Here is a 26,109-nt window from a genome sequence, read left to right on the forward strand (position 1 = left end):
GAGGGCGACGTCAGTGTCCGGCTCCCGGGGATCGGGCGGGGACGGCCCACAGCCGGATCGTGTGGTCGCGGCTTCCGCTGGCGAGGACGCGACCGTCCGGGGAGAACGCGACGGACTGCACGAAGTCGCTGTGGCCGGACAGGGGCGGTCCGAGCGGACGGGGACGCGAACGGTCGGTCACGTCCCACAGCCGCACCGTCTGATCGAAGCTGGCGCTTGCCAACGTGTGGCCGTCCGGCGAGAACACCACCGACCACACGGTGCTGGTGTGACCGGACAGTGCCCCGCCCAGCGGCGCCGGGGCGGCCGGGTCGGTGATGTCCCACAGGCGCAGGGTGGTGTCCTTGCTGCCGGTGGCCAGCGTCCGCAGGTCCGTGGCGAACGCCATCCCGTACACCGATCCGCGGTGGCCGCTCAGGGACCGGCCGAACATCCGGGGTTGGGCCAGATCGCTCATGTCCCACAGGCCCACCGCGTTGTCGCCGGCGGGTCCGGCCAGGACCGTGCCGTTCGGGGCGAGCACCGGCCTCGCCCAGCTGTTGTCGGTGTGACCCGTCGGGAACCGGCTGACCAGCCGCGGATGGGCCGGGTCGGCCACGTCCCACACCTGCACGACGCCGTCGGTGTCGCTCTCGATGAGGACGCGACCGTCCCGGAAGAACGCCACCGAGCTCACCGGGCCGGCATCGGCGGGCGACACCGTCGTGGGCGGACGCGGGTGGGTCGGGTCGGAGACGTCCCAGAGCCGGATCGTGGCGTCCCAGTTGCCGCTGGCCAGCAGGCGGCCGTTCGGGGAGAAGGCCAGCGACACCGCGCCGCTGGTGCGGCCGGGCAGGGGCGGGCCGAGTGCGCGTGCGTGGGCGGGATCGACGACGTCCCACAGCCGGACCGTCCCGTCCTTGCCGGCACTGGCGAGGAACCGCCCGTCCGGGGAGAACACCACCGACGTCACCCAGTCGGTGTGGCCGGTCAACGGCGAACCGAGCGGATCCGCGGCGACGCGGTTCACCTCCTCGTGGCCGGCGACGACGGTGACCACGGTGACGACGGAGCCCGCGACGGCCAGCAGCAGCGCCGCCGCGACGACGACGACGAGCCGCCGGCGACCCCGGCGTCCGACGGGCGGCAGCAGGGCCGGCTGGCGACCCTGCCGCGCGCGATGGCGGCGGCGGTCGAGATTCCCGCCCGATGTCAGGGCCGGCGGTGTCGAGACCAGCGGTGCTAACGCCAGCGGTGCTAACGCCAGCGGCGTTGACGCCAGCGGCGTTGACGCCAGCGGCGTTGACGCCAGCGGTCTCGACGCCGGCGGGTTCGCCGCGTGGACGGACGCCGGCGGCTGCTCGGCGGCGATGCGGACGTCGTCGTCGAGCCGCAGCGGAACACCGGAGCGGGCGATCCATCCCGGGCCGTAGGCGCTGACGGCGGCCCGGGCGAGTTCGAGCGCGAACACGCGCGCGGACTGCGGACGGTCGGCCGGGTTCTCGGCGAGCGCCCGCGTGACCACCTCGGCCACCGGCGCGGGCACTTTGACCGGCGTCCGCAGGTCGCGGGCGCCTCGTTTGCCCCGCGCCGCGCCGGCGGACGGGTTCGGCTCGCCCGGCGTCACCCCGCCGAGCAGCAGGTACAACACCATGCCGAGCGCGTACAGATCCGTGGCCGCCCCCAACCGGCCCCCTGCCCGCTGCTCGGGGGCCATGAACAGCGGGGTCCCGATCACCGCACTCGCGTTCCCCGCTCCGCCCCGCACCAGCTTCGCGATGCCGAAGTCCGCCACCTTCGGCATCCCGGCGAGGTCGAACAGCACGTTGTCCGGCTTGATGTCCCGGTGCAGCACACCCTCGGCGTGCGCGCAGGACAGGGCCCCGGCCACCGCCAGACCGACGGCGCACGCGCCCGGCTGGCTCAGCCCGGGCCGGCGGCTGGTCAGCGTGCCCCCGCCGAGCATCTCCATGACGATCAGCCGCAGGTCGCCGGTCTCCACGTAGTCGTACACCCGGACGATGTGGGCATGGTCGAGGCGGGCGAGAATCCGCGCCTCCGCGGCGAAGTCGGCCGCCGCCCGGTCGTATCCACCGGCGGTGAGCACCTTGATCGCGACGTCGCGCTGCAGGCGACGATGCCATCCGGCCAGCACGATCCCGAAGCCACCCGCCCCGAGCTGGTCGCCCAGCTCGTAGCCCGGCAGGGCCGCGCCGACCCGCTTCCGATCAACGATCACGCCGGGACCCGCCCCTCGCGGACCCTCCCCCAAAACCACCCCAGATCCGTCCATCTCACCCGGCACGATGCGTGATCCTATGGCCTTGCTCCGCATCCACAACAGTGGCTCGAGGTCCCCCTTCGCGGACAGGAGCGGGACCACTCGTCGCCAGGACGGGCCGCGACAACGGGCTGGTCGGCGCATCACTTGGCACAACCGTCAACAAAGGGCAGGCTGTGGTGCGGGACACGTCGAGTGGACGAGTCGATGGAACGAGGAGCACACGTTGCGGTTCGTGTACCAGTATCCCGAGACCAACGGCACCGAGGCCGACCTGCTGGACAGCGGTGACGTGGGCGAGCTCGCCGCCGCCGCCGAGGCCGCCGGCTTCCACGGGTTCGCCTTCACCGAGCATCCGATCCCCGGCGCCCGCTGGCTGGCCTCGGGTGGCCACCAGTCGCTCGACCCGTTCGTCGCGCTCAGCGCCGCGGCCGCCGTCACCACCCGGCTGCGGTTGCTGACCTATCTGGCCGTGGTGCCCTACCGCAACCCGTTCCTGCTGGCGAAGTCCGCCGCGACCCTGGACAAGATCTCCCACGGCCGCCTCACGCTCGGCGTCGGTACCGGCTACCTGAAGGCCGAGTTCTTCGCCCTCGGCGTCGACTTCGACGAGCGCAACGAGCTGTTCGACGAGGCCCTCGAGGTGCTGCCGCTGCACTGGAAGGGCGAGCCGTTCAGCTACCAGGGCAAGCACTTCACGGCGCGTGACGTGATCGCCCGGCCCCGGCCGGTGCAGGACCCGATCCCGATCTGGATCGGTGGCAACTCGAAGCTGACCCTGCGCCGCGTCGCGCAGAAGACGCAGGGCTGGATGCCGCTGGGAGGGCCGGCGGAGCTGTTCACCACCACCAGAACCGCCCAGCTCGCGACCACCGAGGCCATGGCCGCGAAGATCCGGGAGCTGCGTGACCTGGCCGGCGAGCGTGCCTCGCAGCTCGACATCGCCCCGGCCTACCTCGACGCCACCATCAACCGCCCCGACCACGAGGCCGACCGTCACCGCGAGGCGTTCCAGACCCTCGCGGACGCCGGCGTCACCAACCTGATCATCTCGGCGCCGGGCGGGTCACCGAAGGAGTCGCTCGAGTTCATCGAGGCCTTCGGCGCCACCTACCTCTGAGGCGTGCCCTCGTTCCGTCCGGCCCGGCGGGCGGAACGAGCAGCACACCGGCCCTGCCGCGTCGCTTCGCCGCTCTTCTCGCCGCCGTCTGCGTGCCGCAGGGGCGCTGGAGGCCGGCAGAGGGTCCTTGATCTACCGAATTGTGCTGCGTGAGAAGGTCCTCGCCGTATGTCCGCGGAGGTGGCGGACCGGTGATCCGGACGAGCTCATCGCCCGCCCTCGTGCGGGCGGGCGACGAGCTCGGGCATGTCCGTGTGCCCGGAGGTCCGGGCCCGGTCGGCTAGCTGAGGAGTGCGAGGGCCTCGTTGAAGCTCTTCGAGGGGCGCATGATCTCGGTGGCCTTGACCGGGTCGGGCTGGTAGTAGCCGCCGATGTCGGCGGGGGTGCCCTGCACGGCGAGCAGCTCCTCGGCGATGGTCTGCTCCTGGTCGGTGAGGGTCTTCGCCAGGGTGGCGAAGACCTCGGCGAGGGCGGCGTCGTCGGTCTGGGCGGCCAGCTCCTGGGCCCAGTACAGGGACAGGTAGAAGTGGCTGCCGCGGTTGTCGATGCCACCGACGCGCCGCGCCGGGGACTTGTCCTCGTTGAGGAACGTCGCGGTCGCCCGGTCGAGGGTGTCAGCGAGGACCTTCGCCCGCGTGTTGCCGGTAGACAGGGCGAACTGCTCGAAGCTCACCGCGAGCGCGAGGAACTCGCCGAGACTGTCCCAGCGCAGGTAGTTCTCCTTGACGAGCTGCTGGACGTGCTTGGGCGCGGAGCCGCCCGCGCCGGTCTCGAACAGGCCGCCACCGTTCATCAGCGGGACCACCGAGAGCATCTTGGCGCTCGTGCCGAGCTCCAGGATGGGGAACAGGTCGGTCAGGTAGTCGCGCAGCACGTTGCCGGTGACGGAGATGGTGTTCTCGCCGCGGCGGATCCGCTCCAGCGAGAACGCGATCGCGTCGACCGGCGCCTTGATCTCGATCGTGAGGCCGGCCGTGTCGTACTCGGGCAGGTAGGCCTGGACCTTCTCGATCAGCCGGGCGTCGTGGGCGCGGGCGGCGTCCAGCCAGAACACCGCGGGGTCGCCGCTGGCGCGGGCGCGGGTGACGGCGAGCTTCACCCAGTCCCGGACCGGGGCGTCCTTGGTCTGGCAGGCGCGGAAGATGTCGCCGGCGCCGACGGCCTGCTCCAGCACGGCCTCGCCGGCGGCGTTGACCACGCGGACGGTGCCGGTGGTCGGGATCTCGAAGGTCTTGTCGTGGCTGCCGTACTCCTCGGCCTTCTGTGCCATGAGGCCGACGTTGGGCACCGAGCCCATCGTCGCCGGGTCGTAGGCGCCATGGGCGCGGCAGTCGTCGAGCACGACCTGGTAGATGCCGGCGTAGCTGGAGTCCGGCAGCACCGCGAGGGTGTCGGCCTCCGCGCCGTCCGGGCCCCACATGTGGCCGGAGGTGCGGATCATCGCGGGCATGGAGGCGTCGACGATGATGTCGCTGGGCACGTGCAGGTTGGTGATCCCGCGGTCGGAGTCGACCATCGCCAGGGCCGGGCCCTCGGCGATCTCGGCCTCGAACGACGCCTTGATCGCCGCGCCGTCGGGCAGGGACGCCAGGCCCTTGAGGATGCCGCCGAGACCGTCGTTCGGAGTCAGCCCGGCGGCGGCGAGCGCCTCGCCGTGCGCGGCGAACGTCTTCGGGAAGAACGCGCGGACCACGTGGCCGAAGATGATCGGGTCGGAGACCTTCATCATCGTGGCCTTCAGGTGCACGGAGAACAGCACGCCCTCGGCCTTGGCCCGGGCGATCTGCGCGGTGAGGAACTCGCGCAGCGCGGCCACCCGCAGGACGGCGGCGTCGACCACCTCGCCGGCGAGCACCGGCAGGGCGGGCAGCAGGACGGTGGTGCTGCCGTCGTCGCCGGCCAGCTCGATGCGCAGGGTGTCGTCCGCGGGGAGGATCACCGCCTTCTCCGTGGAGCGGAAGTCGTCGGCGCCCATGGTGGCGACGTTCGTCTTCGACTCCGAGCTCCACGCGCCCATCCGGTGCGGGTGCGCCCGGGCGTAGGCCTTCACCGAGGCGGGGGCGCGGCGGTCGGAGTTGCCCTCGCGCAGCACCGGGTTGACGGCGCTGCCCTTGATCTTGTCATAGCGGGCGCGAATGTCACGCTCGGCGTCGGTACGCGGGTCGTCGGGGTAGTCCGGCAGCGCGTAGCCCTGCTGCTGCAGCTCGGCGACCGCCGCCTTGAGCTGCGGGATCGACGCCGAGATGTTCGGCAGCTTGATGATGTTCGCCCCGGGGGTCTTCGCCAGCTCGCCGAGCTCGGCGAGCGCGTCGTCGATGCGCTGCCCGGGTTCGAGATGCTCGGGGAAGCTGGCGATGATCCGCCCCGCGAGGGAGATGTCGCGGCTCTCCACCGGGACGCCGGCCGCCGCCGCGTACGCCTGCACCACCGGCAGGAACGAGTACGTGGCCAGGGCCGGGGCCTCGTCCGTGTGGGTATAGATGATCGTCGAATCAGTCACCGAGACTCCGCTTCACGTCTACTCCGTCTGGGTATCAAGATATGCCGCGCCGGGACCCGCCACCGTGATCACAGCGATGGGTGTGGGCGGGTGCTCGTCGACGAGCCGGCGCCGCGGTGGTCACGATCAGGGCCGTGGCCGGGCACGCCATGGCCGGCGCGCAGGTGGAGCGCGTCGATCGAATTCGAACGCGGAATCGACACCGAGAGGGTCGGCGAGTCGCCGCCGGGATTCTACGGCACCCGGTTCGCTCGGGTGTCGTCCCGGACGGCCGACCTGCGGCATCCTGGCCTGCGTTGGCTGCCTTCGTGGCGGTCCGACCGGGCTGACGCCACCTGTGGGTGCCTGTCACGGGCAACGAGGTGGGCACGCGGGCTGCCGATTTCCGGCCCACCACCCCGTGTGAGATAGTTCACCGCGCGGATCTGTGGACGGCCGCCGCCAGGTGGATCACGCGCCCGATCGGCCGGTTCGTGTGGGGCGGAGACCAGCGGGGTAGATCGTCCGCCATGACCGCCAGCATCGACACATCCGACTTGCCCGGCCCCGGCCGGCGCGTCGACCGGGAGGACGCGGAGTCCGCGCAGGAGCGGCGCAACCGCAACTGGGCCGACATCCTGCAGGAGCTGCGGGTGGCCCAGACGGGCGTGCAGTTGCTGACCGCCTTCCTGCTGGCGCTGCCGTTTCAGAACCGCTTCGCCGACCTCACCGACGGTCAGGAGTGGCTCTACCTCTCGATCGTGCTGCTGTCGATCACGGCCACGGGGCTGCTGATCATGCCGGTGAGCCTGCACCGCGCCCTGTTCCGCAGGCGGGAGAAGGAGACGCTGGTCCAGATCGCCAACCGGCTCGCCCAGGTCGGGCTCGCCGTGCTGGCCCTGGCGATCTCCGGGGTGGTCCTGCTGATCTTCGACGTCACCAAGGGCCGGACCACGGCCGCGGTCGCCGCGAGCGCCACCCTGGTCGTCCTGGCGGTGCTGTGGGCGGCGATCCCGGCGCTGATCACCCGGGCGGGCACGGAGGACTGACGCATGCGTAAGGGACTGTTGACCCTCGCCCTCACCGTCGCGCTCCTCACCGGAGGCGTGGTGGCCTGCCAGGACTCCGCCTGCGCGGCCGCGCCCGCGGTGGTGCTCGCGCGCGGCGGGCACGGAGGAGGCGGCGGTGGGCACGGAGGAGGCGGCGGGCACGGTAGCGGCGGTGGGCACGGAGGCGGCGGTGGGCACGGGGGTGGCGGCGGGGAGCGGTCCGCGCCGCACGGGTTCGGCGGCGGCGGCCACGACGAGTGCGACGACTGAGCGGGGCCGACCGGCGTCGACGGCGAGGGTGATGGCCGGCGGCTGACCGCCCGCTGCCGGCGTTTTCCCAGGTATGGCCGGGGAAACCAGACAGTAATGACGATCGAGGGTGTCCGGACCGTGGGCGTCGAGGAGGAGTTCGTCCTCCTCGACCCCGACCGGCATGCGGTGCGCGCCGCCGCGTTGCGGGTGCTGGCCCGGGGGGACCGCGATGGCGCCGGGGCGCCGCCGGGCGACGGGGATCTCCACGTCGAGCTGACCCGCGAGCAGGTCGAGAGCGGCTCTGCGCCGCACACCAGCCTCGCCGGGCTGCGCGGGTCGCTGGTGGGGCTGCGCCGCGCCGCCGCGCGGGCCGCCGAGGCGGAGGGCGTGGCGCTCGCCGCCACCGCGACCTGCCCCACGCCGACCCGGCCGACCATCACCCCGAAGCCGCGCTACCAGCGGATGTGTCAGGAGTTCGGGCTCACCGTCCGCGAGCAGCTCACCTGCGGCTGCCACGTGCACGTCGCGGTGCACTCGCGCGAGGAGGCCGTCGGCGCGCTCGACCGACTCCGACCGTGGCTGTCCGTGCTGGTCGCGATGACCGCGAACTCACCGTTCTGGCAGGGGGCGGACAGCGGCTACGCCAGCTACCGCACCCAGGTCTGGCAGCGCTGGCCCACCGCCGGCGCCACCGGCGCGTTCGGTTCGCCCGCCGAGTACGACCGGGTCGTCGACCTGCTGATCCGCACCGGCGCCGCCCTGGACGCCGGCATGATCTACTTCGACGTCCGGCTGTCGCACCACTACCCGACCCTGGAGCTGCGGGTCGCCGACGTGTGCCTGTCCGTCGACGACAGCGTCCTGCTCGCCGCGCTGGCGCGGGCGTTGGTGTCGACGGCGGCGCGCCAGTGGGCGGCGGGCGAGCCGGCCCCGCCGGTGCGCCCGGAGCTGCTGCGCGCCGCCGGCTGGCGGGCGTCGCGCCACGGGGTGTCCGGCAAGCTCGTCGACCTCGAACGCGGCGAGCTCGTCCCCGCCCGGGCGCTGGTCGATCGGCTCGTCGAGTGTGTCGGCCCGGAGCTGTCGACGACCGGCGACGGCGACGCGGTCGCCGCCCTCGTCGACGACCTGTTCGCCCGCGGCACGGGTGCGGATCGCCAGCGCGCCGCCTACGCCCGCCGCGGCCGCATCGACGACGTCGTCGACCTCGTGATCCGCGAGACCACCGCCGTGGCATCCCCCTGACCCGCGCGACGGTTCAGCGACCGGGGTTCAGCGACCGGGGTTCAGCGACCGGGGTTCAGGGGCCGGAGCTCAGGGGCCGGGGCGGAACGAGGCGAAGATCGTGCGCATCTGGCCGAGGGCGGCGTCCCAACCCTGCTCGGGGACGCGCCAGCGCAACCCGTAGCCGTGCCCGTTGCGGACGACCCCGAAGTCGAGGACGTGGATGGTCTGCCCGCCGGAGGTGAAGGTGAACTCCCAGATCGCCGCGCTGGTCCCGGCGCCGCCGTCCGCGGGGCGGATGGACAGGCGGCGGTAGCCGGCGGAGCTCTCTCGGACCGCGGGCTCCTGGTCGTGCCAGGCGCCGATGGCGGAGGGACCCGCCTTCGGCTGCACCTCGATGAGCAGATCCGGGTGGCCGGACGGCGCGGTGGTGATCACCCGCCCGTTGCCCCGCTCGGAGATCCGCCAGCCGGCGGGCAGTGCCGCCGACCAGCCGCTACCGTCCCGGTGGCTGGTGTAGCCGTCAGGGGCGTCGGCGGGGTCGGTCATGTCCGGAGTGAGTGCGCCGAGGTTGTCGCCGACCTGCGACGCGGCGGGCGGCGCGGTGGACGACGCGGATGGCGTGCCCGTCGGCGTCGGGCCGGTCGCGGGTGCCGACGTGGCCGTGCCCGGCGTCGAGCCTGCCGTGGCCGTCGCCGAGGCCCGCGGTGCCGGCGACGTGGTGTCGGTGGCCGGCGACGTCGCGGCGGCGGCCGGCGGGGACGCCGGCGAGCCGCCGCCCGCGAGGACCAGGCCGAGAACGATCGCCGCGGCAGCGATCACCACGGCAGCGACCCCGGCGAGCACAGCGATGCGCCGCCGACGTGCCGGCCTGTCCGGATCGCGGCGCGGCGCGGCCGGATCGACCCCGCCGGCGGCGCCGGACGCAGCGGCCAGACCCGCCGGAGCGGCCTGGCCGGCTTCACCGGCGGAGCCGGGCCGCCCGGCGGAACCGGGCCGGCCATCCCGGCTCGCTCCGCCATCGAGGCCGGCCGACCCGGCCGGGCCGGGCTGGTCGGCGTTACCAGGCCGACCCGCGAGGCCAGGCTGGCCGGTGCCGGCAGGTCGACCAACGCCGCCCGGCTGGTCGGCGCGGCCGGGCCGGTCGGCGGAGGCGGCCAGGTCGGCGGGGGCAGGCTGGCCGACGGGGGTGGATCGGCCGCTCGGGGCAGGCCGGCCTGGCGGCTCGGGTAGCGACCCGGCGGCGGGGGCGCCCGCGGCGGGGCCGGGTGCGCCGGCCGCGGCGGGCAGCGCGGCCGGATCCGAGGTCGCCGCCGGCGGCGGGGCCGCGCCGTCCAGGCCATCCAGGCCGTCCAGGTCAAGCTGCGGGATCTCCACCAGCGTGCCGTCGAGGGTGTGGTCGGTCTCCTCCAGCCGGTCGGCGATCTCGCGCAGCCGGCCACGGGCCTCGGCGAGCGACGGGCGCCGCGCCGGGTCGGCGTCGAGCAGCTCGGTGAGGACCCCGCGCAGGGGGCCGCTGTGCTGGAACGGCCGGCGCCGGTCCTCCACCACGGCCGCGAGGATGGCCAGCGGCCCCTCGCCCTCGAACGGCGGCACCCCCTCGACCGCCGTGAACAGGGTCGCGCCGAGCCCCCACACGTCCCCGGCGGCGCCGACGCGGGCGCCACGGGCCCGCTCGGGGGCGATGTAGGCGGGCGAGCCGACGAGCGTCCCCGCCTCGGTCAGGGTCGCGTCCCCCTCGGTGACGGCGATACCGAAGTCGGTGAGCCGCGCCTGCCCGTCGACGGTGACGAGGACGTTGCCGGGCTTGACGTCGCGGTGCACGACGCCGCCGCGGTGGGCGGCCTCCAGGGCGTAGGCGAGGCTGACGCCGATGCGGGCCACCTCCAGCGGAGGCAGCCGGCCGGCAGCGCGGATGAGATCGGCCAGCGAGGTGCCGTCGACGTACTCCATGACGATCCACGTGTGGTCCTCGGCGTCGAGGACGTCGTAGACCGTCACCAGGCCGGGGTGACGCAGCCGGGCGGCGGCGCGGGCCTCGCGCAGCACCCGCTCGCTGAGTACCGCCCGTTCGGCCGGGGAGGCGACCGGCGGTCGCCGGACCTCCTTGATGGCCACCCGGCGGCGCAGCAAGGTGTCCTCGCCCTCGCGGACGACGCCACCGCCACCGCTGCCGAGCACCCGCCCGAGCCGGTAGCGACCGGCGAGCCGACGTTCCTGGCCCGCGGCGCGGTCGGTCGCCATCGCTCGCACAGCCCCCCTGATCGTGAGGATTTCCCGGCTCTACCCATCCTCTGACGTCGAAACCGGGAAGATGGGCGAAACGGCGCGCAGAGTTCGCCCACAATCCCACAGCCCGATCGTGTCGGGCTCCGGGCCGGCACCGTCCAGCCCGGCGGCCACCGGCTTCGGCCCGCACGGGATGCGACCGACGGCGCGGAACCTGTCCCGACCGGCCGGGCGGGACACCGCACCGGGTGCCCATCGGTGTTGAGCGCTCCCCGGTCGGGCGGACCGGTCTTCGGGGCCGGGGCGGCGGCCCGTATTCGGACGCCTCGGTTCTGCCCGACGGTTCGCACCGCGGTCCGCGCCCCGGTCCCGCCGAGCAGGCCGAAGGGGAGTGTAGACGCCCCGGTCACCGGAGCAGACGAGGCCGAGGCCGACGCCCGGGTCAGAGGGACCGCCCGGGTCAGAGGGACCGCCCGGGTCAGAGGGACGGGGCGAAGCCGAGGTCGCGCAGGGCGCGGCGGTAGGCGACGCCGAGGGCGTCGAAGGCCCGGTGCGCCTCGTCGGCGGCGAACACCCGCACGGGGCGCTGCGATTCGACGATGCGGCGGTCCGGCGCCCAGATCCGGTCCTCGACGGCCTGCAACGCGGCGCCGTCGACGGGTCCGTCGCCGTGCACCGCCGGGTCGAACGCCGAGGTCCAGTACAGCCGCAGCGTCGTCGCGGACGTCGGCGCGCTCACCGCGAACATCACCGATCCGGGGCCGTGCGCGCCGGCCAGCCATACGGCGAACGGCAGCTCGATGCGGTAACGGAAGTGCGTCTCGCCGACGGGTCGCCGCCCGTCCGGGCCGGGCGCGGCGACCGGGTCCACCGACGGGTACCGGTACTCGGCGCGCACGGTGGCGCCGTCGCGGTGCACCGGGTACGGCTCGACGGCGAGGACGTCGGCGTTGCCGAAGGTGTCGGTGTGCAGCACGGAGAAGTGCCCGATGTCGCAGAAGTTCTCGACCTGGCGGGCGGCCTGCGCCTGCCAGTCCTGCACGGCGCCGACGTGATGCGGCCAGCCGCGGTCCTCGACCTCGGGGAAGCGGGGCCGCGGGCCGGCCTCGTCCACGGCGTCGACGAGGCACGCCCAGACCAGGCCCGCGCCTTCGGCCACCCGCGCGGACCGGGCCGCGATGATGTCGGGGACCCGCCGCCCCGGCTGCTGCGGAACCTCGACGCACCGCCCGTCGCCCGCGAACGCCCAGGCATGGTAGGCGCAGCGCAGCCGCCCCGCGCCGTCGACGACGCCGTCCGAGAGCGGCACCCCGCGATGCGGGCACCGGTCCACCAACGCCGCCACGTCCCCCGTGCCCGCCACGTCTCCCGTACCCCCCGTGCCCGCCACGTTCCCCGCGGCATCGGCATCGCGCGTCGGACGCCAGAGCACCAGCGGGACGTCAAGCAGCATCGCGCGCACCGGCCCCGTGCCGACGTCGCCGGAGCGCGCGACCGGATGCCAGTAGTGGGCTGCGGCCGAGGTGAACGCGGCGTCGAGCGCGGCGTCGGCCATCACGTCGGTCGACACCGGCACCCGCGGCGCGGGAATGGCGGTCAGCAACCGGATCGGTGCGGGCGCCACCGGCGCGGGTTCGGGCCGGGCCGTCGCGGACGGGTCGGCGGACGGCGAGACGCCGAAGGACGGCGGCACGGAGACGAGCGGCGAGGCAGCGGCGAGCGGCGGGACGGAGACGAGCGGCGAGGTAGCGGCGAGTGGCGAGGTAGCGGCGAGTGGCGAGGCAGCCGCGGGCTGCGGGACCAAGGCGGGCGGCACCGCAGCGGGCAGGACGTGGACGGTGGCCGTGGTCCCGCGGGAGGGGACGGGGGCGGCGGACGGCATGACCCGGACGCTAGGACCGGCCCGTTGCGCCTGGATTGCCCGGTCGGCGGCGGTGATGACGGCTGGGTAACGACCTGGTCGCGTGGCCGCACCGGGCCGCCTCGACGGTCGGGCGTTGTACAGCGGCGCGCTCGTGCAGCAGGGTGGAGACCATGCCGAAGCACGTGCCGCCGCGGCCCGCGCCGCCACGCCCCGCGCCGCTGCCAGTCCCCGTCTCGGCGGATCGCACCGCGGCGGCCGCGCTGCGCCGCGCCTTCCGGCGGCACGCCGCCGGAGTGACGATCGTGACGATGAACGGCACGCAGGGCCCGGTGGGGTTCACGGCGACGTCGGTGGCGTCGCTGTCGCAGAGCCCGCCGTTGGTGTCGCTGTCGCTGTCGGCGGGCTCGTCGATCGTCCCGACCCTGCACGCGGCGGACAGCCTGGTCGTCCACCTGCTCTCCCATGACCAGCACGACCTGGCCGTCCGTTTCGCGGCGCCGGGCGCCGACCGGTTCGCCGCGCCGACGCGATGGCGCCAGTTGGGCACCGGGGAACCGCTGCTGATCGACGCCGCGGTCTGGCTGCGCTGCCGGATCCGTGACCGCATCCCCGCGGGCGACCACTGGCTGGTGGTGGCCGAGGTGGTCGAGAGCCGGGCGGAGCGGTCCGTCGCGCCGCTGGTCTACCACGACGGCGGCTACGGCACGTTCGTCGGTCCCGCCACCGGCGTCCCAGCCGTCGAGGCCGCCCCTTCCCCTGCGCCGGGGAACGGCGGCGGCAACGGTGAGGGCAGAAGCCCGGATGACCGAGGGAGCGACGGCCGAGGGAACGACGGCCATGGGAACGGCGGCCGTGGGAACGGCGGCAGGAGCGTCGGCGGCCCGCCCGCACCGGACGAGGGCGATCTGGGTATCCGCGCCCGCCAGGCGACCCGCCCGGTCCGGCCGGGTCGGGCTACGCCGACAAAAGACGGGCGATGACGATTTGTCTCCCCGTCGGCGGGCACACAGCCGGCACGCACGAGGCACCGGACGCCGACGAGGAGGGATTCCCGATGAAGGTCCTGGAACGCATCAGGGGCGACGTGCGACGGTTCCGGCTGCGGCGCCGGGAGCGGGCCGCGCATCCCAACCGCAATCCGCGGTACTGATCGCGCGGCACCACCAGCACGGCCCCGGGCGCGGGGTGGGAGGGCATCGCCCGTCCCACCCCGCGCTCTTCGTGTCTCCGGTGGTCGTCAGCCCGCCTTCATGATCATTTTGAGGGCGCGCCGTCGACGATTCGTCAACAGCGTTGATTATCTTGTGGTTCCCGAGGTCCGATCCTTCCGGCCGCGCCGGTCCGGATCCGCCAGGCCGACCCAACAGGACGCGGTCGAACGCCACTCCCCCTGCCACCGGGCCCGGTCGAACCGACCCACCACGGCGAACTCGTCCGCGACGGCGCCGTGCTGCCCCGGTCACCGTGCTGGCACGGAGGTTGACCGGCCGGCGGGTCCTTCTGCCCCGTGGAGGGCGACCGCCCATTCGGGGGCCCTCGGCAGGCCCGGCCGGGCGCCATCGTCGCAAACGCCAGCAGCCGTCCTCACCTGCCGTCCCCTTCCCCGTGGCAGCCGGCGGCCGGCGCAAACGGGCTACTCCCTTTCCGTGAGCTCTTTCCGGTAGCCACTTTCAACCTTCACCCCTCGGTCCATGGCGGACCAACAACCGGCGCACGGCGCACCCCGACGGGCCGAAATCCAGGAATCTCGTTGATTACAGCGCGAAAGGGCTCCGTTCGACCCGTGCGGACGGCACTTGACACGCCTTCAAGCAGAAGAAGGTTGCGCCACCAAGGGCGCGACTTCGATCGCAGTTTTGACCGAGGGTCGCCCCGGAGATCCTTCGTATCGCCCCCCACCGCGGGGTACCCCGTTCGTCGACGATGCCAGTTCGACTGCCCTGAACTGGCACTTCACCCCCGAACGGCGGGCGAAGTCCGCGCGGTCGACCTCACCCAACACTCCGCGCAAGGACGTACGCACGCGTGTGAATCTTCTCGAGTCGGAGCAGTGGGGAGCCCAATCTTCACCCCGAGCCGGTCGCGGTAAGGTGCAAATGCCCAGATTTCTGGATGACGTTGCCGGGAGCTCAAAGGAATGCAATGGATCACACGCTCTCATCTGAGAGCGGGCGCTCGAACGATCGGCGCCGTGGCGGCGACGGGATGTCTGACGTTGGGTCTGCCCGGCGTGGCGTCAGCGACCCCAATGCCGAACAAGGACGCCGGACTGGTGACGCTGGTTCAGGGGCTGCCGGATATGAAGGCGGACGTCACCATGGACGGGCAGACCCTCATCAAGGACCTGGTGGCTAAACAGGTCGCGGACCCGAGACCGCTGGTGGCCGGGGCCCACCGCGTCGAGATCCGGCCTGTCGGCCAGCCGGAGAGCGCGCCGCCGTCGGCAGCCGCCGACGTCGCCATCCACCCGGGCACCCGGCTCTCGGTCGCAGTGGGTCTCGACGGCGCGGGCAAGCCTCTCGCGCGGGTCTACGACGACGCCACCAGCACGACCTGGCCAGCCAACACCTCGGCGATCGTCGTCCGCGACGTCGCGGCGCTGGCGGCCGGCCAGATCAAGATCGACGGCAAGTACGTCGGCGACGTCCCGAAGAGCGGCCAGGTCGTCCAGACCTTCCCCCCTGTCTCGCCCGAGGTCGCCGTCAACGCCCTCCCCTGCCTCATCACCGGCAAGACCAAGGACGGCCTCCCCTGCGTCTACGTCGGTCCGCCCGTCGTCGGCGCGCCTGGTGTCGGCGGCGTGGACGTGCCCTGCGTCACCACCGACAAGACCAAGGACGACGTCCCCTGCGTCGGCGGAGTGCCCGGGGTCGGGGGCGTACCCGGAGCCGGCGGCGTACCCGGAGCAGGGGGCGTACCCGGAGTCGGCAGCGTGCCCTGCGTCACCGACAAGCCCAAGGACAGCGTCTCCTGCGTGCCCGGTGTCGGTGGTGTACCGGGTGTCGGCGGCGGCACCCCAGGTGGCGGCGTCCCCGGTGGCGGCGTCCCCGGTGGCGGCACCCCGGGTGGCGGCGTTCCCGGTGGCGGCGTCCCCGGTGGCGGCGTCCCCGGCGGCGGCGTCCCCGGCGGGGGCACCCCAGGTGGCGGCGTCCCCGGCGGCGGCGTTCCCGGTGGCGGCGTTCCCGGTGGCGGCGTCCCCGGTGGCGGCACCCCGGGTGGCGGCGTTCCCGGTGGCGGCGTCCCCGGTGGCGGCACCCCAGGTGGCGGCGTCCCCGGTGGCGGCACCCCAGGCGGCGGAACCCCAGGTGGCGGCGTTCCCGGCGGTGGCACGCCCGGCGGCGGCACCCCGGGTGGCGGAACGCCGCATACGGTCACAGTGACCGACACCGCGGGCAAGCCGCTGGTGCCGGCCCAGACGGTGCCGACCAAGCCCGGGTCGACGACCAACCTTTACATCGTCGGTGGCCCCGGCTCCTACAGTTGGCTGTCCCACCAGGCCGCGAACTCGCCCACCTCGGTCAACGCCGGCAACAGCGGGCTGGCCGCGGATGACGATCATCCGCCCGTGCTGGCCATCGGGGCGCTCGGCCTCGCGGTCGGATCGGCCGGGGTCCTGTTCGGGTGGCAGCGCCGCCGAGCGTGGCTGGCTCACCGACAGGGATGATCGAGTCTCGCCGACGAACGGTGCCGGCCGGTCCGCCGCCCGAGGACGGGTCGGACGGATCGGCCGCGCCGGCCGCGAGCCAGGAGCCGATCACGGGCGGGCCGGATCGGCCCAGGCCGCCGGGCACCCGGCTGGCACGGACCCGTCGACGTCGCCGTGGCCGCCGCCTACTGGTGGTCACGGCGACGGTCGCGGGCGTCGTCGGCGGCAGTGGCATGGCCGGATGGGTGGCGTCGAGACCGCCCGGCGACGTCGGTTCGCTCGCCGCGGGCGCGACGCCGGCCGCCTCCCAGGGAGCGGCGGCGTCGCAGGGGCCGGCGGCGTTCGCGAGTTCCACCCGGACGGGCGACGCGGCGGGCACCGCGTCGCCGGCGCCGTCCACTGATGCCGAGTCGATCCAACGACGCCGGCCGACGGCCGTCGCCGCGGCGAGCCTGGGCATCTCGGCACCGGTGACGGTGGCCTCCGTCAACGCGACCACGCATGCGCTCAACGTGCCGGTCGACCCGGCGACGCTGGGCTGGTGGGCGGGGGGCGGGGCCCCGGGTGCCTCAGCGGGGACGGTCGTGATCGCCGGGCACGTCGACTACAACGGCCGCCCCGGCGCCCTCTACCCGCTCAGCCGGGTCGAGATAGGGGCCTTGGTCGTCGTCACAAGTGCCGACGGCACGAAGCACGACTACCGGGTGGTGACCCGCCGGCACGTGGTGAAGACCAGGCTGGCGGACACGGGTGTCTTCCGGACGGACGGCCCGCCCCGTCTGGCCCTCATCACCTGCGGCGGGGCGTTCAACACCGCCACGCACAGCTACCATGACAACCTGATCGTCCTGGCACTTCCCGCCTGACCCGCCTGACCCGCACAGGCCCGCACAGGCCCGCACAGGCCCGCCCGGACCCATCCGGACCCGCACAGGCCCGACCCGTACGCCGGACCCGCACCCGTCGGCAGCGCCGCGTACCCCCGCCGGGGGCGCCCGCAGCCTCGATGGTGCCCCTCTGATGTGGGTGTTCCGCGCAGATGGCGCTCGTGGGGATGCGGTATAGCTGGGACGTGGATACCCCGGACCGGACCGAACTCAGTGCGACGACCCGCTGGGAAACACTCACGGCGGGCGGGGCGGGCCGCCGCTACGCCGACCGGTTCGCGCGGCTCGCCGCCGCCGGGGTCGACGTGCACGGCGAGGCGACGCTCTGCCACGCGCTGGTGGCCGGCGGCTCGCGCATCCTGGACGCGGGCTGCGGAACCGGCCGGGTGGCCATCCGGCTGGCCGAGCTGGGCCACCGGTGCGTCGGGGTCGACGTCGACCCGTCGATGCTCGGCATGGCCCGCGACCGTTCCACCGCCGTTCGCTGGGTCCTCGCCGATCTTGCCGCCCTGGACACGCCCGTCGCGTTCGGGCCGCCCGAGGGGACCGGCGCGCCGCCCGCCACCGACGGGCCGTTCGACCTCATCGTCGCCGCCGGTAACGTCATGGCGCTGCTCGCCCCGGGCACGGAGGCCGCCGTCCTGCACGGGCTCGCCCGCCGCCTCGCCCCCGGCGGCCGGCTCGTGGCCGGGTTCGGGCTCGACGCCGCGCATCTCCCTCTGCCGGCCGCGCCCTTCGGGCTGGCGGACTACGACGGCTGGTGCGCCGCCGCCGGCCTCACCCTCGACCGCCGGTTCGCCACCTGGCAGGGCACCCCCTTCGAGACCCCCGAGATCCCGGAGATCGGCGAGATCGGCGAGATCGGCGAGTCCAGCGACGGCCCTCGCCACCGCGGCGACGGGCCGGGCACTGTCCCCGGCTACGCCGTGAGCGTCCACCGCGCATAGGCCGTGACCAGGCGTTACTCGCCGCGTTTATGTATAAATTGTGCGTAAACGGATGATTCGCCTAACGTCTCGCCCATGAGAACGCGGATGTGGAAACGACGGATCCTGCTGCCCTCGGTGATCGCGGTGAGCACGCTGGTCGGCCTGACCGTCGGGGGCGCCCCGGCGCAGGCGGCGACGTGCCCGGCGACGGGGACCAGCAGCGACGACGGATCGTCGATCACCTGTGTCACCTCCCCCGTGGCCGGCGACGCGCGCCTGGTCGACATCACGATCCACTCGACGGCCATGAACGCCGACGAGTCCGTGCGCCTGCTGCTGCCGACCTCCTACGACGCCCAACCCGACCGGACCTGGCCGGTGCTGTACCTGCTGCACGGCGGGGCGAGCAGCAGCGACATGGCGTCCGACCACACCGACTGGTCGGAGAACACCGACGTCGAGAGCCAGACCGCCGGCCACAACGTGATCGTCGCCATGCCCGATGGCGGCAGCGCCGGGTGGTACAGCGACTGGGCCAACGACCCGGCCCGCTGGGAGACCTTCCACACCGTCGAGCTGCGCCAGCTCCTCGAACGCAACTACCGGGCCGGCTCCGACCGGGCGATCGCCGGCCTGTCGATGGGCGGATTCGGCGCGCTGTCCTACGCGGGCCGCCACCCCGGCGACTTCAAGGCCGTGGCCGCCTACAGCGGCGTCGCCCACCCCTTCGGCGACCCGCAGGGCTTCCAGATGCTCCTGGCGGGATCCGGGAAGGACATCAACGCCCTGTGGGGTGACCCGACGACCACGTCCGGGGCGGCGACCTGGCAGCAGCACGACCCGTACTACCTGGTCGACAACCTGACGTCCATCCCGGTCTACATCTCCTCCGGGGACGGCACCACGGGCCCGAACGACGACGACCCCGGCCTGGTCAACCTGGAGACGACCACGAACACCCAGAGCCAGGCGGTCGCCCAGCACCTCGCCGACGCCTACGTCGCCGCGCACCCCGGCGCGACCGGCGATCCGCTGCTCACCACCCACTTCTACAGCCCCGGCGTGCACACCTGGCCCTACTGGTCCCGGGAGTTCGACGCCTCCCTGCCCACACTGCTCACCGCGATCGACGCCTGAGCGGGTTCCAGGGGCGTCCGGTCATGTTCGCGGATGTCACGACTCACGACTACCGATGATCTTGACGGTGAGTGTGGCCTGACAGCGGAGCGGAGCCACGTGGTCGTTCTGTAGGGACAAGTCGGACGCAGAACCCTACAGAACAACCACGGAGGCGCTCTCCCCCGTCAATCCTGGGTCGACGGCGCGGCGGGCCGGTAGGCGGCGAGCAGGTGGGAGCCGATGAGGGCGTTTCCCCGCGCGGAGGCGTGCAGGCCGTCGGGGGCGAACAGGGTCGGGTCGGCGCCGAAGCGCCGTGACACGGCGGTCCGCAGGGTCACCGGCGTTCCACCGGCCGCGGCGACCGCCGGCGTCTGCGCCCGTTCGAGCAGCAGGCCGAGCAGCCAGAGGACCTCGCGCAGCGGCGAGCGGACGGCGGAGATGACGCTCAGGTCGGGCGTGGTGCCGACGATCACCTGGGCGCCGCCGCGGCGCAGGTCGGTGACGGCGCCGGCGAGGTGGCGAGCGGCGGCCGCCGGGGAGGTGCGATTACGGATGTCGTTGACGCCGATGGAGATGACGGCCAGGTCGGGTGCCGCGGGGGCGACCCGGGCGACCTGGGCGGCGAGGTGCTCGGCACGGGCGCCGTCGCGGGCGGCGCTGATGACGCGCACGTGCCGGCCGCCGCCGTGATCGCCGCCGACGCCGTGCCCGTCACCATCACCGTCGTGCCCGCCCCGGACACCGCCACCGCCACCGCCGTCACCCTCACCGTCACCGCCGGCACCGCCACCGTCACCGCGGTCGGAACCGCGGTCGGCGGCGAGGGCGCGGGCCAGCCAGCCGCCGAGGGTGTCGTCGTAGTCGTGCACGCCGGTGCCCTGGGCGCTGGAGTCGCCGAGGATTCCGAGGGTGAACGGCGGATGCGTCGGGTTGCCGTAGAACTCGCGCACCGGCGGCGCGGGGGTGGTCAGCGGCCGCACCCGGCCGTCGGCCGCGCCGCCCTGGTACAGCGCCAGGCGCCACACCCCGACGCCCGCCCCCACGAACGCGCCGCTGCCCGCGGCCCCCGCCGACAGCAGCAACCGGCCTCGCCCGATCATCGCTCCCCCCTCCGGCCACCGACGGGTGGCGCGTCCCCGGCGATCGATCCCCGCCCGCGGCGCCCGTGCCCGGCCGGCGTCGCTCGTCACCGGCGGGTCGAACGGCTCCGCGACGGGAGGCCGACGACGTCCCGCGGGCGGTGCTGGGTGAACGCGACGCGGGCGGCGGGCAGCGTGCCGCGGGCAGGCCCAGATTTTACCCACGGGAGTCGTCGCCGCCAGCCGATCCGCCGGCACCGTCGGGTAGCGCGCGCGGCGCCGGGAGGGACTCCCGAGCGGACGAACGCCGTTGTCCGGCCCGATGCCACCGCACGCCGGCCGCCGCACGCCGGCCGCCGCACGCCGGGGCGACGACCGTCACCAGACGTGCCCGCCGAATACCCGACTCCACCGACGGTGCTTACCAAGCCGTAACGGAGGATCGATCCCCGGGCTCCGGACAGATTGGACGTCGGGGACGATCGTGATGTGGGAGAACCGGGCCGTCCTGCACAGCGGCACCGGTGACCACGATCCCGACACCCGCCACCTCGTGCGCATCTGCCTCGCCGCGCTGCACCCGTGACAACCCCCGGCCGACCGCGGGGATCGATGCCCTTGACATGAAGTCGGGTTCAGCTTTCAGGCTGGGTGCACGTGATCGGATGACCACCGCGGCACCCGACGCGACGCCTGGAGGAGACCCGCCCCATGCCACCCTCGACGCCACCGATCGCCCCGACATCGACCGCCACCCCGGCCTCAACCGTCACCCCGACAACCACCGTCACCCCGACAGCCACTGACGAGGCCTCCCGCCCGCTCGCGCTCGCCCTGGTCGTCGGCAGCGTGCGGGCGGGACGGCTGGGGCCGGCGGTCGCGGGCTGGTTCGCCGGCCACGCCCGCGACCGTGACGACGTCCACCTCGACGTCCTCGACCTGGCCGCCTTCCCGCTGCCCGCCGACATGGCCGCCGCCCCCGGTACGCCGCCCGAGCGGCTCGTCCGCGCGCTCGGGGAGCGCCTCGCCGCCGCGGACGGGTTCGTCGTCGTCACCCCGGAGTACAACCACAGCTACCCCGCGGCCCTGAAGAACGTCATCGACACCTACCGCCAGGAATGGTTCGCCAAGCCCGTCGGGTTCGTCTCCTACGGCGGGGTGAGCGGGGGCCTGCGGGCCGTCGAGCACCTGCGGGCCGTCTTCGCCGAGCAGCATGCCGTCACCGTCCGCGACGGCGTCAGCTTCCACGGCCCGAGCGCCGACGACTTCGCGGCGGACGGACCGGCGAGCGCGGGCTCGCCGGCGTCGGCCGCGGCGAACCGGCTGCTCGACAGGCTGGGCTGGTGGGGCCGGGCCCTGCGCCACGCCCGCGCCGCCGAGCCCTACGCCGGCTGAGGCACCCGGGCCACCGGTGACGACCAGACCGCGCGCGGGTGACGTAGTGGGGGCGCCTACGTCGACCGCCTCCTGCTCCACCGGCACCGCGCCACAATCCGCCGCGCCCGCCGCGGCGGGCGGCCCGGTCGGAGTGCGGCGCCCTCCGACCTCCCGGCCGGGCGGTCGGAGGCACCCGGCTGACCCTGCCATCGCCGGCCACGGGACATCACAGCGTCCAGAACGCGGCCTGAGGCACGAACGCCCCGGCGACCGCCGAGCTTCCCACCACCGTCTGGGCCCCGGTGATCGCCGTGGCGAAACTGTAGTCGCCGCCGAGCGTGCCGAGATCGGTGGTGGTTCCCCGGTACCAGCGGATGGCATGATCGTTGCCGGCGGTGTTGAGCGCGGTCGCGCAGACATATCCCTGCGCGCTGATGCCACCCGGATCGACTCGCAGCCCGAATCCCGTGATCGGAGTGCGCCGGCCGCGGCTCCAGACGAACGCGTTGATCTGCGTTCCGATGCTGCGCACCAGGACTTCGCCGTTGTCGTTGATGCCGACCGCCTCACTCTGCTGGTCGCCGGCCAGAACGCCCAGATCACGCAACGCCCCGCGAGCCCACAGGAACGCCCGACTTTGCCCGCCCACAATCTCGCTCGTCCCCGCCACCTGGCCCCGGGAGTTCAGCCCCACGGCCCTGCTCCAGGTGCCCCCGAGGGTGCCGAGATCGTAGATGCGACCATTCGACCAGACGAAGGCATGGCTTTGAGTGGTCGCTGTCACGCTGTTTCCGCAGACCTGCCCCTGATCGTTGATGGCCACTCCTTCGCTCGACGACCCGCCGAGCGTCCCCAGGTCGGTCATGGCGTCGTCGGCCCAGACGTAGGCGTGCCGGTCGCCGCCCGCGACGCTGGTGGTACCCACGATCCGTCCGCGGACGTTGACGCCGACGGCCTGGCTCCACCGGCCGCCCATCTCGTCGGTCCCGCCGAGGTAGCCCAGCGGTTGGTGGGTGCCGTGGGCCCAGCGGAACGCCTGCCGGGTGTAGTGGCTGACGAGGTCGCCGACGACGACGCCCGACTCGTTGATGGCGTTGGGGCGGCTGCTCAGCGGCAGGACCCGCAGCACGCCGGCCCGCCAGACGAAGCCGGCCACCTCGAAGGCGGAGCGCTGCCAGCAGCCGGCCATCACGCCGTCGACGTCCCCGCAGGTCACCTGGCCGGGTCCCACGCCGGTGGGGTCGGGGATGCCTGCGGCGGCAAGGGCACGCGGGGCGGGCCGAACGCCCGCGGACGGCTGCACGGGGATCACCGCGGCCGAGGCGTCGCGGCCACCGGCCCGGTCGAGGGCCGTATCGGACCGCGACCCCGAACGGGTGCCGCGCCGGGCGACCGGCAGGGCGGGCGTCAGCGCCGACAGCAGACCCATCTGTACAAAGACACGTCGATTTCCCACTCAGGATTCCCTTCACGCCTGTTGCCGACGTAGTCGTCGCTGCGCGGACGGCCGTCGCGTGCAGCGAACTCACGCGGGACCCTCGGCCCGTCCCACGGGTCGGCACTATCCCACGCGACGATCAGAAGGCCGGCAGCGACACGACTCCACAGGGCGGCGACGGATCCGTGTCCGAGGAATCCAGATACCCCGAGCTGCCGATACGATCGGCCCATCACCAACACTTGACCAGGCACTGGTTGGCCACTCTCGGGTGTCTCCCGCGGTCCCGCCCACCGCGCATCACGCGGGACCTCGGGACGAAAGTCCCGGTATCGTGTCTCCTCCGGCCTGAGTCCTCGCCAATGTCGTGCGGACGGGTCAGAATGCGGGGTGGCAGCATTGTCGTTTGCGGCCGGCTCAGGAGCCGACGCAGGCGACCATCCGCGCTGCTGGGCGCGGCGGCAGGTCGGTCACCGTCGTCCGGCGCGCCAGTGCGGCCCGCAGTGGCCCCCGAGCAGGTTGGGACGCATGTCTTCCGTTCAGGAGGTGACGACCGCGGAAATCCCTCGCGCTCCCCCGGACAGGGCAGCGACGCGCAGCCGGGCCAGGCGACGGTGACGGCATTCGGCGCCGGCGACCGTGCCACACTCGGGCCACGGGGAACACGCGCCAGAGAAAGCCGGGCACTGACCACCCGACGGGATGATCACAGGCCGTGGACGTAATCGCGTTTACAGGGTGACAATCTGTAGGGTATCGCCGGTGCGGTCCCGGTGGCCCACCCGCCCGTCAAACAGCACGTCCTCCGCCCTCACCAGCAGGTCCTGCGGAATCGCCAGGAGAACCACGGGGTACTGCACCGAAAGCCCGGCCAGGAAGGGCTGGAGTCGCTGAATTTCCACCACCGTGTGACAGAGCTGGACCACGCCGACGGTGCCATCCTCCAGACAGACCAGGCCATCCGGATCGGGCATATCGTACTCAACCTGGCGTGTGTTCTCCACCCGCCATCGACGCGCGCTCACCCAGGTCTGCACGGGCGTTCCTGCCACACCATGCTCCTCGATGCGCAATCGGGCCCGCGCCACCAGGGCCTGATGAATGACCTCCAGGGCGGGAACGTCGGCGACCGGGGTCGTGTCGAGATCGGCTCGAATGACGAGGCGGGTCCCCGCCCGAGTGAGGTGAACCAGCCGGCCCTGATAGGTGAGCGCATGCTCCGCGTGGACGATGCCCGCGCTTTCCCACCGCCGAACGATCGCCCGCACGGCGTTCCTCGTGATTGGCTTCCTCGGATCCAGGAGACTGGGGATGTCCGACTCGAAGATGGCGACCATGTCATAGATCCACTCCAGTGCAAATAGGTCACGCCGATTGAGGCGGATGGACCCTTTGTCCGCCCTGGTCCGACGCCGGATCTCGCTCATCGGCGGCTATCCCGCGAGCGGCGATACCGGAGAGACGAGGCGGACCGGGGGGCTCCACCGAGCCGGTTGTTCCCTCTGATTCATGCGCCGAACTATACCCGACTCAAGGCCAGAGAATCGGCCTGGCATCCCCTCGCATGCAAGGAACTCAGGGCAGTGGCTCGCCGTCAAGTCGTCCTCATCGATACACGGTCCACTAGGCGCCTTACAGTGGCTGTATTCTGCCTGGTCACAGGGACGATAGGATCCAGCGTAAAAGGCAAATCAGCGTAACCTTTCCTTTTCGTTGGCCGAGGCGTGGCGCCCGCCGAGCCCCGGCCACGCGCCTTGTTGGGCCGCCCGGCGGGGAGCGCTCCGCGATGCCCACGCCGTCCGCCGCGGCGAGATCCCCGGTGCCCGGCGTCGTCGCCTTTGCCGAGAACGGTTGCGGGCGCAGCCCCGCCTACATGGCGCCTTCCACCATCCCGGACCGTTCCTGCGCCTCTGAGCCCGCAGCCGCCCTCACAGCCAGCCCTTGCGACGGAACACGACGTAGAGGATCGCCGCGGACAGCACGAGGACGAACAGGTCGACCGAGAACCCCCAGCTCTCGCCGCTGCCCGGGTAGGGGACGTTCTGGCCGAAGAAGCCGGTGATGAGGGTGGGCACGGCGATGATCGCCGCCCAGCCGGTCATCTTCTTCATCACGAGGTTCAGCCGGTTGCTCTGGATCGTCAGGTTGGTGTCCAGAATCGAGTTGATCATGTCGCGCAGGCTGTCGGTCCACTCCGTGGCGCGCAGCACGTGGTCGTAGACGTCCTGGTAGGAGGAGACCAGGCCGTCGGTGACGAGCCCGGTGTCGCGGCGCATGAGGCCGTTCACCGCCTCGCGCATGGGCAGGATCTCCCGCCGGAGTTGGACCAGGCTCTTGCGCAGCTCGAAGCTGCGCCGGTGGACGGCCTGCTCCGGCACGTCCTCGTCGAAGAGCATGTCCTCGAGGTCCTCCAGCGCGCCGTCCAGGGCCTGCACGGCGGCGAAGTAGCCGTCGACGACGACGTCGATGATTCCGTGGACGAGGTAGCCGACGCCGTGCGCGGCCAGGTCGGCACCGTTCACGCGGCGTAGAATCGCGTCGAGGTCGAACGTGTCGTCGCCACGCACGGTGACCAGCGTCCGCCCGGCGATGAACGCCGAGATCTCCTGGCTGACCAACTCCCCGGAGGCCACGTCGAGGCGCACGGCGTAGGTGTTGAGGAACAGGTGGGTCGGGTAGCGGTCCAGCTTCGCCCGCTCGCCGGCCGACAGCGCGTCCTCGACGGCGTGCGGGTCCAGGCGCAGCTCGTCGGCGACGAGGCGGATCTGCTCGGCGTCCGGGGCGCACAGGTCCAGCCAGACCACCATGTCGTCGTTCCCGCGGAAGCGGTCGACGTCGGCGAGCGGAAAGTTCTCCTCGATCAGCACGCCGTCGCGGAAGGCTCGGGTCCGCGCCTCGCCGGCACGGGGGTGGCCCGACGCCTCGCCGGCACGGGGGTGGCCCGACGCCTCGCCGCCGGCGGTCGCCGGGCCCGATCCGCCCCGGCGGTCGGCCTGGTTCGGATCGGTCCGCGCTCCGCCGAGGCCGGCGTCGGTGCCACCGCCCGTGTCGAGGTGGCGCGGGGGCGTGCCGGCCAGTCCCACGCGTCCGGAACCGCTTTGATCGGCCATGGCCCCTACCACCCCTTCGCCTGCTCGCGGCTCCGCGACCGCTCGTCTGC

20 protein-coding genes are annotated in these 26,109 nt (G+C 73.3%); 12 read left to right on the top strand and 8 right to left on the bottom strand.

Annotation, left to right across the window (positions count from 1 at the left end):
* Positions 1 to 10: 10 nt before the first annotated feature.
* Entirely contained in the window at positions 11 to 2,218 is a 2,208-nt protein-coding gene (locus tag AC5R91_RS04500; RefSeq protein ID WP_495395840.1) for a WD40 repeat domain-containing serine/threonine protein kinase, read from the bottom strand.
* Positions 2,219 to 2,486: 268 nt separating this feature from the next.
* Between AC5R91_RS04500 and AC5R91_RS04505 the strand changes: the two genes are divergently transcribed.
* Positions 2,487 to 3,380 (top strand): LLM class F420-dependent oxidoreductase, encoded by an 894-nt coding sequence (locus AC5R91_RS04505; protein ID WP_495395841.1) that lies wholly within the window; start codon positions 2,487 to 2,489, stop codon positions 3,378 to 3,380.
* 280 nt (positions 3,381 to 3,660) lie between these two features.
* Here the strand turns inward: AC5R91_RS04505 and AC5R91_RS04510 are convergent, their stop codons facing one another.
* Positions 3,661 to 5,880: an NADP-dependent isocitrate dehydrogenase gene (locus AC5R91_RS04510; protein ID WP_495395842.1), complete on the bottom strand. Its 2,220-nt coding sequence runs from the start codon at positions 5,878 to 5,880 to the stop codon at positions 3,661 to 3,663.
* Positions 5,881 to 6,389: 509 nt separating this feature from the next.
* Here AC5R91_RS04510 and AC5R91_RS04515 point away from each other — a divergent pair.
* The 3 genes from AC5R91_RS04515 to AC5R91_RS04525 all read left to right on the top strand — a co-directional run bounded on the left by AC5R91_RS04515 (position 6,390) and on the right by AC5R91_RS04525 (position 8,402).
* On the top strand, positions 6,390 to 6,908 hold the full coding sequence (locus tag AC5R91_RS04515; RefSeq protein ID WP_495395843.1) for a DUF6328 family protein: 519 nt from the start codon (positions 6,390 to 6,392) through the stop codon (positions 6,906 to 6,908).
* 3 nt (positions 6,909 to 6,911) lie between these two features.
* Positions 6,912 to 7,178 carry a hypothetical protein gene (locus AC5R91_RS04520; RefSeq protein WP_495395844.1) on the top strand — a complete coding sequence of 89 codons (267 nt, stop codon included), beginning with the start codon at positions 6,912 to 6,914 and terminating at the stop codon, positions 7,176 to 7,178.
* Between the two features lie 96 nt (positions 7,179 to 7,274).
* A complete protein-coding gene (locus tag AC5R91_RS04525; RefSeq protein ID WP_495395845.1) occupies positions 7,275 to 8,402 on the top strand; it encodes a carboxylate-amine ligase in 1,128 nt (375 codons plus the stop codon).
* Between the two features lie 69 nt (positions 8,403 to 8,471).
* Here AC5R91_RS04525 and AC5R91_RS04530 read toward each other — a convergent pair whose 3' ends face one another.
* On the bottom strand, positions 8,472 to 10,625 hold the full coding sequence (locus AC5R91_RS04530; RefSeq protein WP_495395846.1) for a protein kinase domain-containing protein: 2,154 nt from the start codon (positions 10,623 to 10,625) through the stop codon (positions 8,472 to 8,474).
* Positions 10,626 to 11,088: 463 nt separating this feature from the next.
* On the bottom strand, positions 11,089 to 12,492 hold the full coding sequence (locus AC5R91_RS04535) for a Rieske 2Fe-2S domain-containing protein (protein ID WP_495395847.1): 1,404 nt from the start codon (positions 12,490 to 12,492) through the stop codon (positions 11,089 to 11,091).
* Between the two features lie 152 nt (positions 12,493 to 12,644).
* Here AC5R91_RS04535 and AC5R91_RS04540 point away from each other — a divergent pair, with 152 nt between their 5' ends.
* From AC5R91_RS04540 to AC5R91_RS04565, 6 genes are all read left to right on the top strand, one after another.
* Positions 12,645 to 13,454, top strand: coding sequence for a flavin reductase family protein (locus AC5R91_RS04540; protein WP_495395848.1), 810 nt, complete (start codon positions 12,645 to 12,647; stop codon positions 13,452 to 13,454).
* Positions 13,451 to 13,624, top strand: a complete 174-nt coding sequence (locus AC5R91_RS04545) for a hypothetical protein (RefSeq protein ID WP_495395849.1) — start codon at positions 13,451 to 13,453, stop codon at positions 13,622 to 13,624. The genes AC5R91_RS04540 and AC5R91_RS04545 overlap by 4 nt, the downstream gene beginning before the upstream one ends.
* 1,122 nt (positions 13,625 to 14,746) lie before the next feature.
* Positions 14,747 to 16,138, top strand: a complete 1,392-nt coding sequence (locus AC5R91_RS04550) for a DUF4397 domain-containing protein (RefSeq protein WP_495395850.1) — start codon at positions 14,747 to 14,749, stop codon at positions 16,136 to 16,138.
* A gap of 227 nt (positions 16,139 to 16,365) precedes the next feature.
* Positions 16,366 to 16,986, top strand: a complete 621-nt coding sequence (locus tag AC5R91_RS04555) for a class F sortase (protein WP_495395851.1) — start codon at positions 16,366 to 16,368, stop codon at positions 16,984 to 16,986.
* A gap of 173 nt (positions 16,987 to 17,159) precedes the next feature.
* Positions 17,160 to 17,954 carry a class I SAM-dependent DNA methyltransferase gene (locus AC5R91_RS04560; RefSeq protein ID WP_495395852.1) on the top strand — a complete coding sequence of 265 codons (795 nt, stop codon included), beginning with the start codon at positions 17,160 to 17,162 and terminating at the stop codon, positions 17,952 to 17,954.
* An 87-nt stretch (positions 17,955 to 18,041) separates the two neighbouring features.
* The gene (locus tag AC5R91_RS04565; RefSeq protein WP_495395853.1) at positions 18,042 to 19,073 is read left to right on the top strand and encodes an alpha/beta hydrolase; all 1,032 of its coding nucleotides are present in this window, start codon (positions 18,042 to 18,044) and stop codon (positions 19,071 to 19,073) included.
* 167 nt (positions 19,074 to 19,240) lie between these two features.
* On the opposite strand, the gene AC5R91_RS04570 is transcribed toward AC5R91_RS04565, so the two are convergent.
* Entirely contained in the window at positions 19,241 to 20,155 is a 915-nt protein-coding gene (locus AC5R91_RS04570) for an SGNH/GDSL hydrolase family protein (protein WP_495395854.1), read from the bottom strand.
* 301 nt (positions 20,156 to 20,456) lie between these two features.
* Between AC5R91_RS04570 and AC5R91_RS04575 the strand changes: the two genes are divergently transcribed.
* Positions 20,457 to 20,720, top strand: coding sequence for a TauD/TfdA family dioxygenase (locus AC5R91_RS04575; RefSeq protein WP_495395855.1), 264 nt, complete (start codon positions 20,457 to 20,459; stop codon positions 20,718 to 20,720).
* 125 nt (positions 20,721 to 20,845) lie between these two features.
* On the top strand, positions 20,846 to 21,529 hold the full coding sequence (locus tag AC5R91_RS04580; RefSeq protein ID WP_495395856.1) for an NADPH-dependent FMN reductase: 684 nt from the start codon (positions 20,846 to 20,848) through the stop codon (positions 21,527 to 21,529).
* 208 nt (positions 21,530 to 21,737) lie between these two features.
* Here the strand turns inward: AC5R91_RS04580 and AC5R91_RS04585 are convergent, their stop codons facing one another.
* The 3 genes from AC5R91_RS04585 to AC5R91_RS04595 all read right to left on the bottom strand — a co-directional run bounded on the left by AC5R91_RS04585 (position 21,738) and on the right by AC5R91_RS04595 (position 26,059).
* Positions 21,738 to 22,940 (bottom strand): HAF repeat-containing protein, encoded by a 1,203-nt coding sequence (locus AC5R91_RS04585; RefSeq protein WP_495395857.1) that lies wholly within the window; start codon positions 22,938 to 22,940, stop codon positions 21,738 to 21,740.
* Positions 22,941 to 23,680: 740 nt separating this feature from the next.
* On the bottom strand, positions 23,681 to 24,376 hold the full coding sequence (locus tag AC5R91_RS04590; protein WP_495395858.1) for a hypothetical protein: 696 nt from the start codon (positions 24,374 to 24,376) through the stop codon (positions 23,681 to 23,683).
* A gap of 501 nt (positions 24,377 to 24,877) precedes the next feature.
* Positions 24,878 to 26,059, bottom strand: coding sequence for a magnesium transporter CorA family protein (locus AC5R91_RS04595; RefSeq protein ID WP_495395859.1), 1,182 nt, complete (start codon positions 26,057 to 26,059; stop codon positions 24,878 to 24,880).
* Positions 26,060 to 26,109 lie beyond the last annotated feature (50 nt).

It is taken from the genome of Frankia sp. BMG5.60, assembly GCF_059428125.1.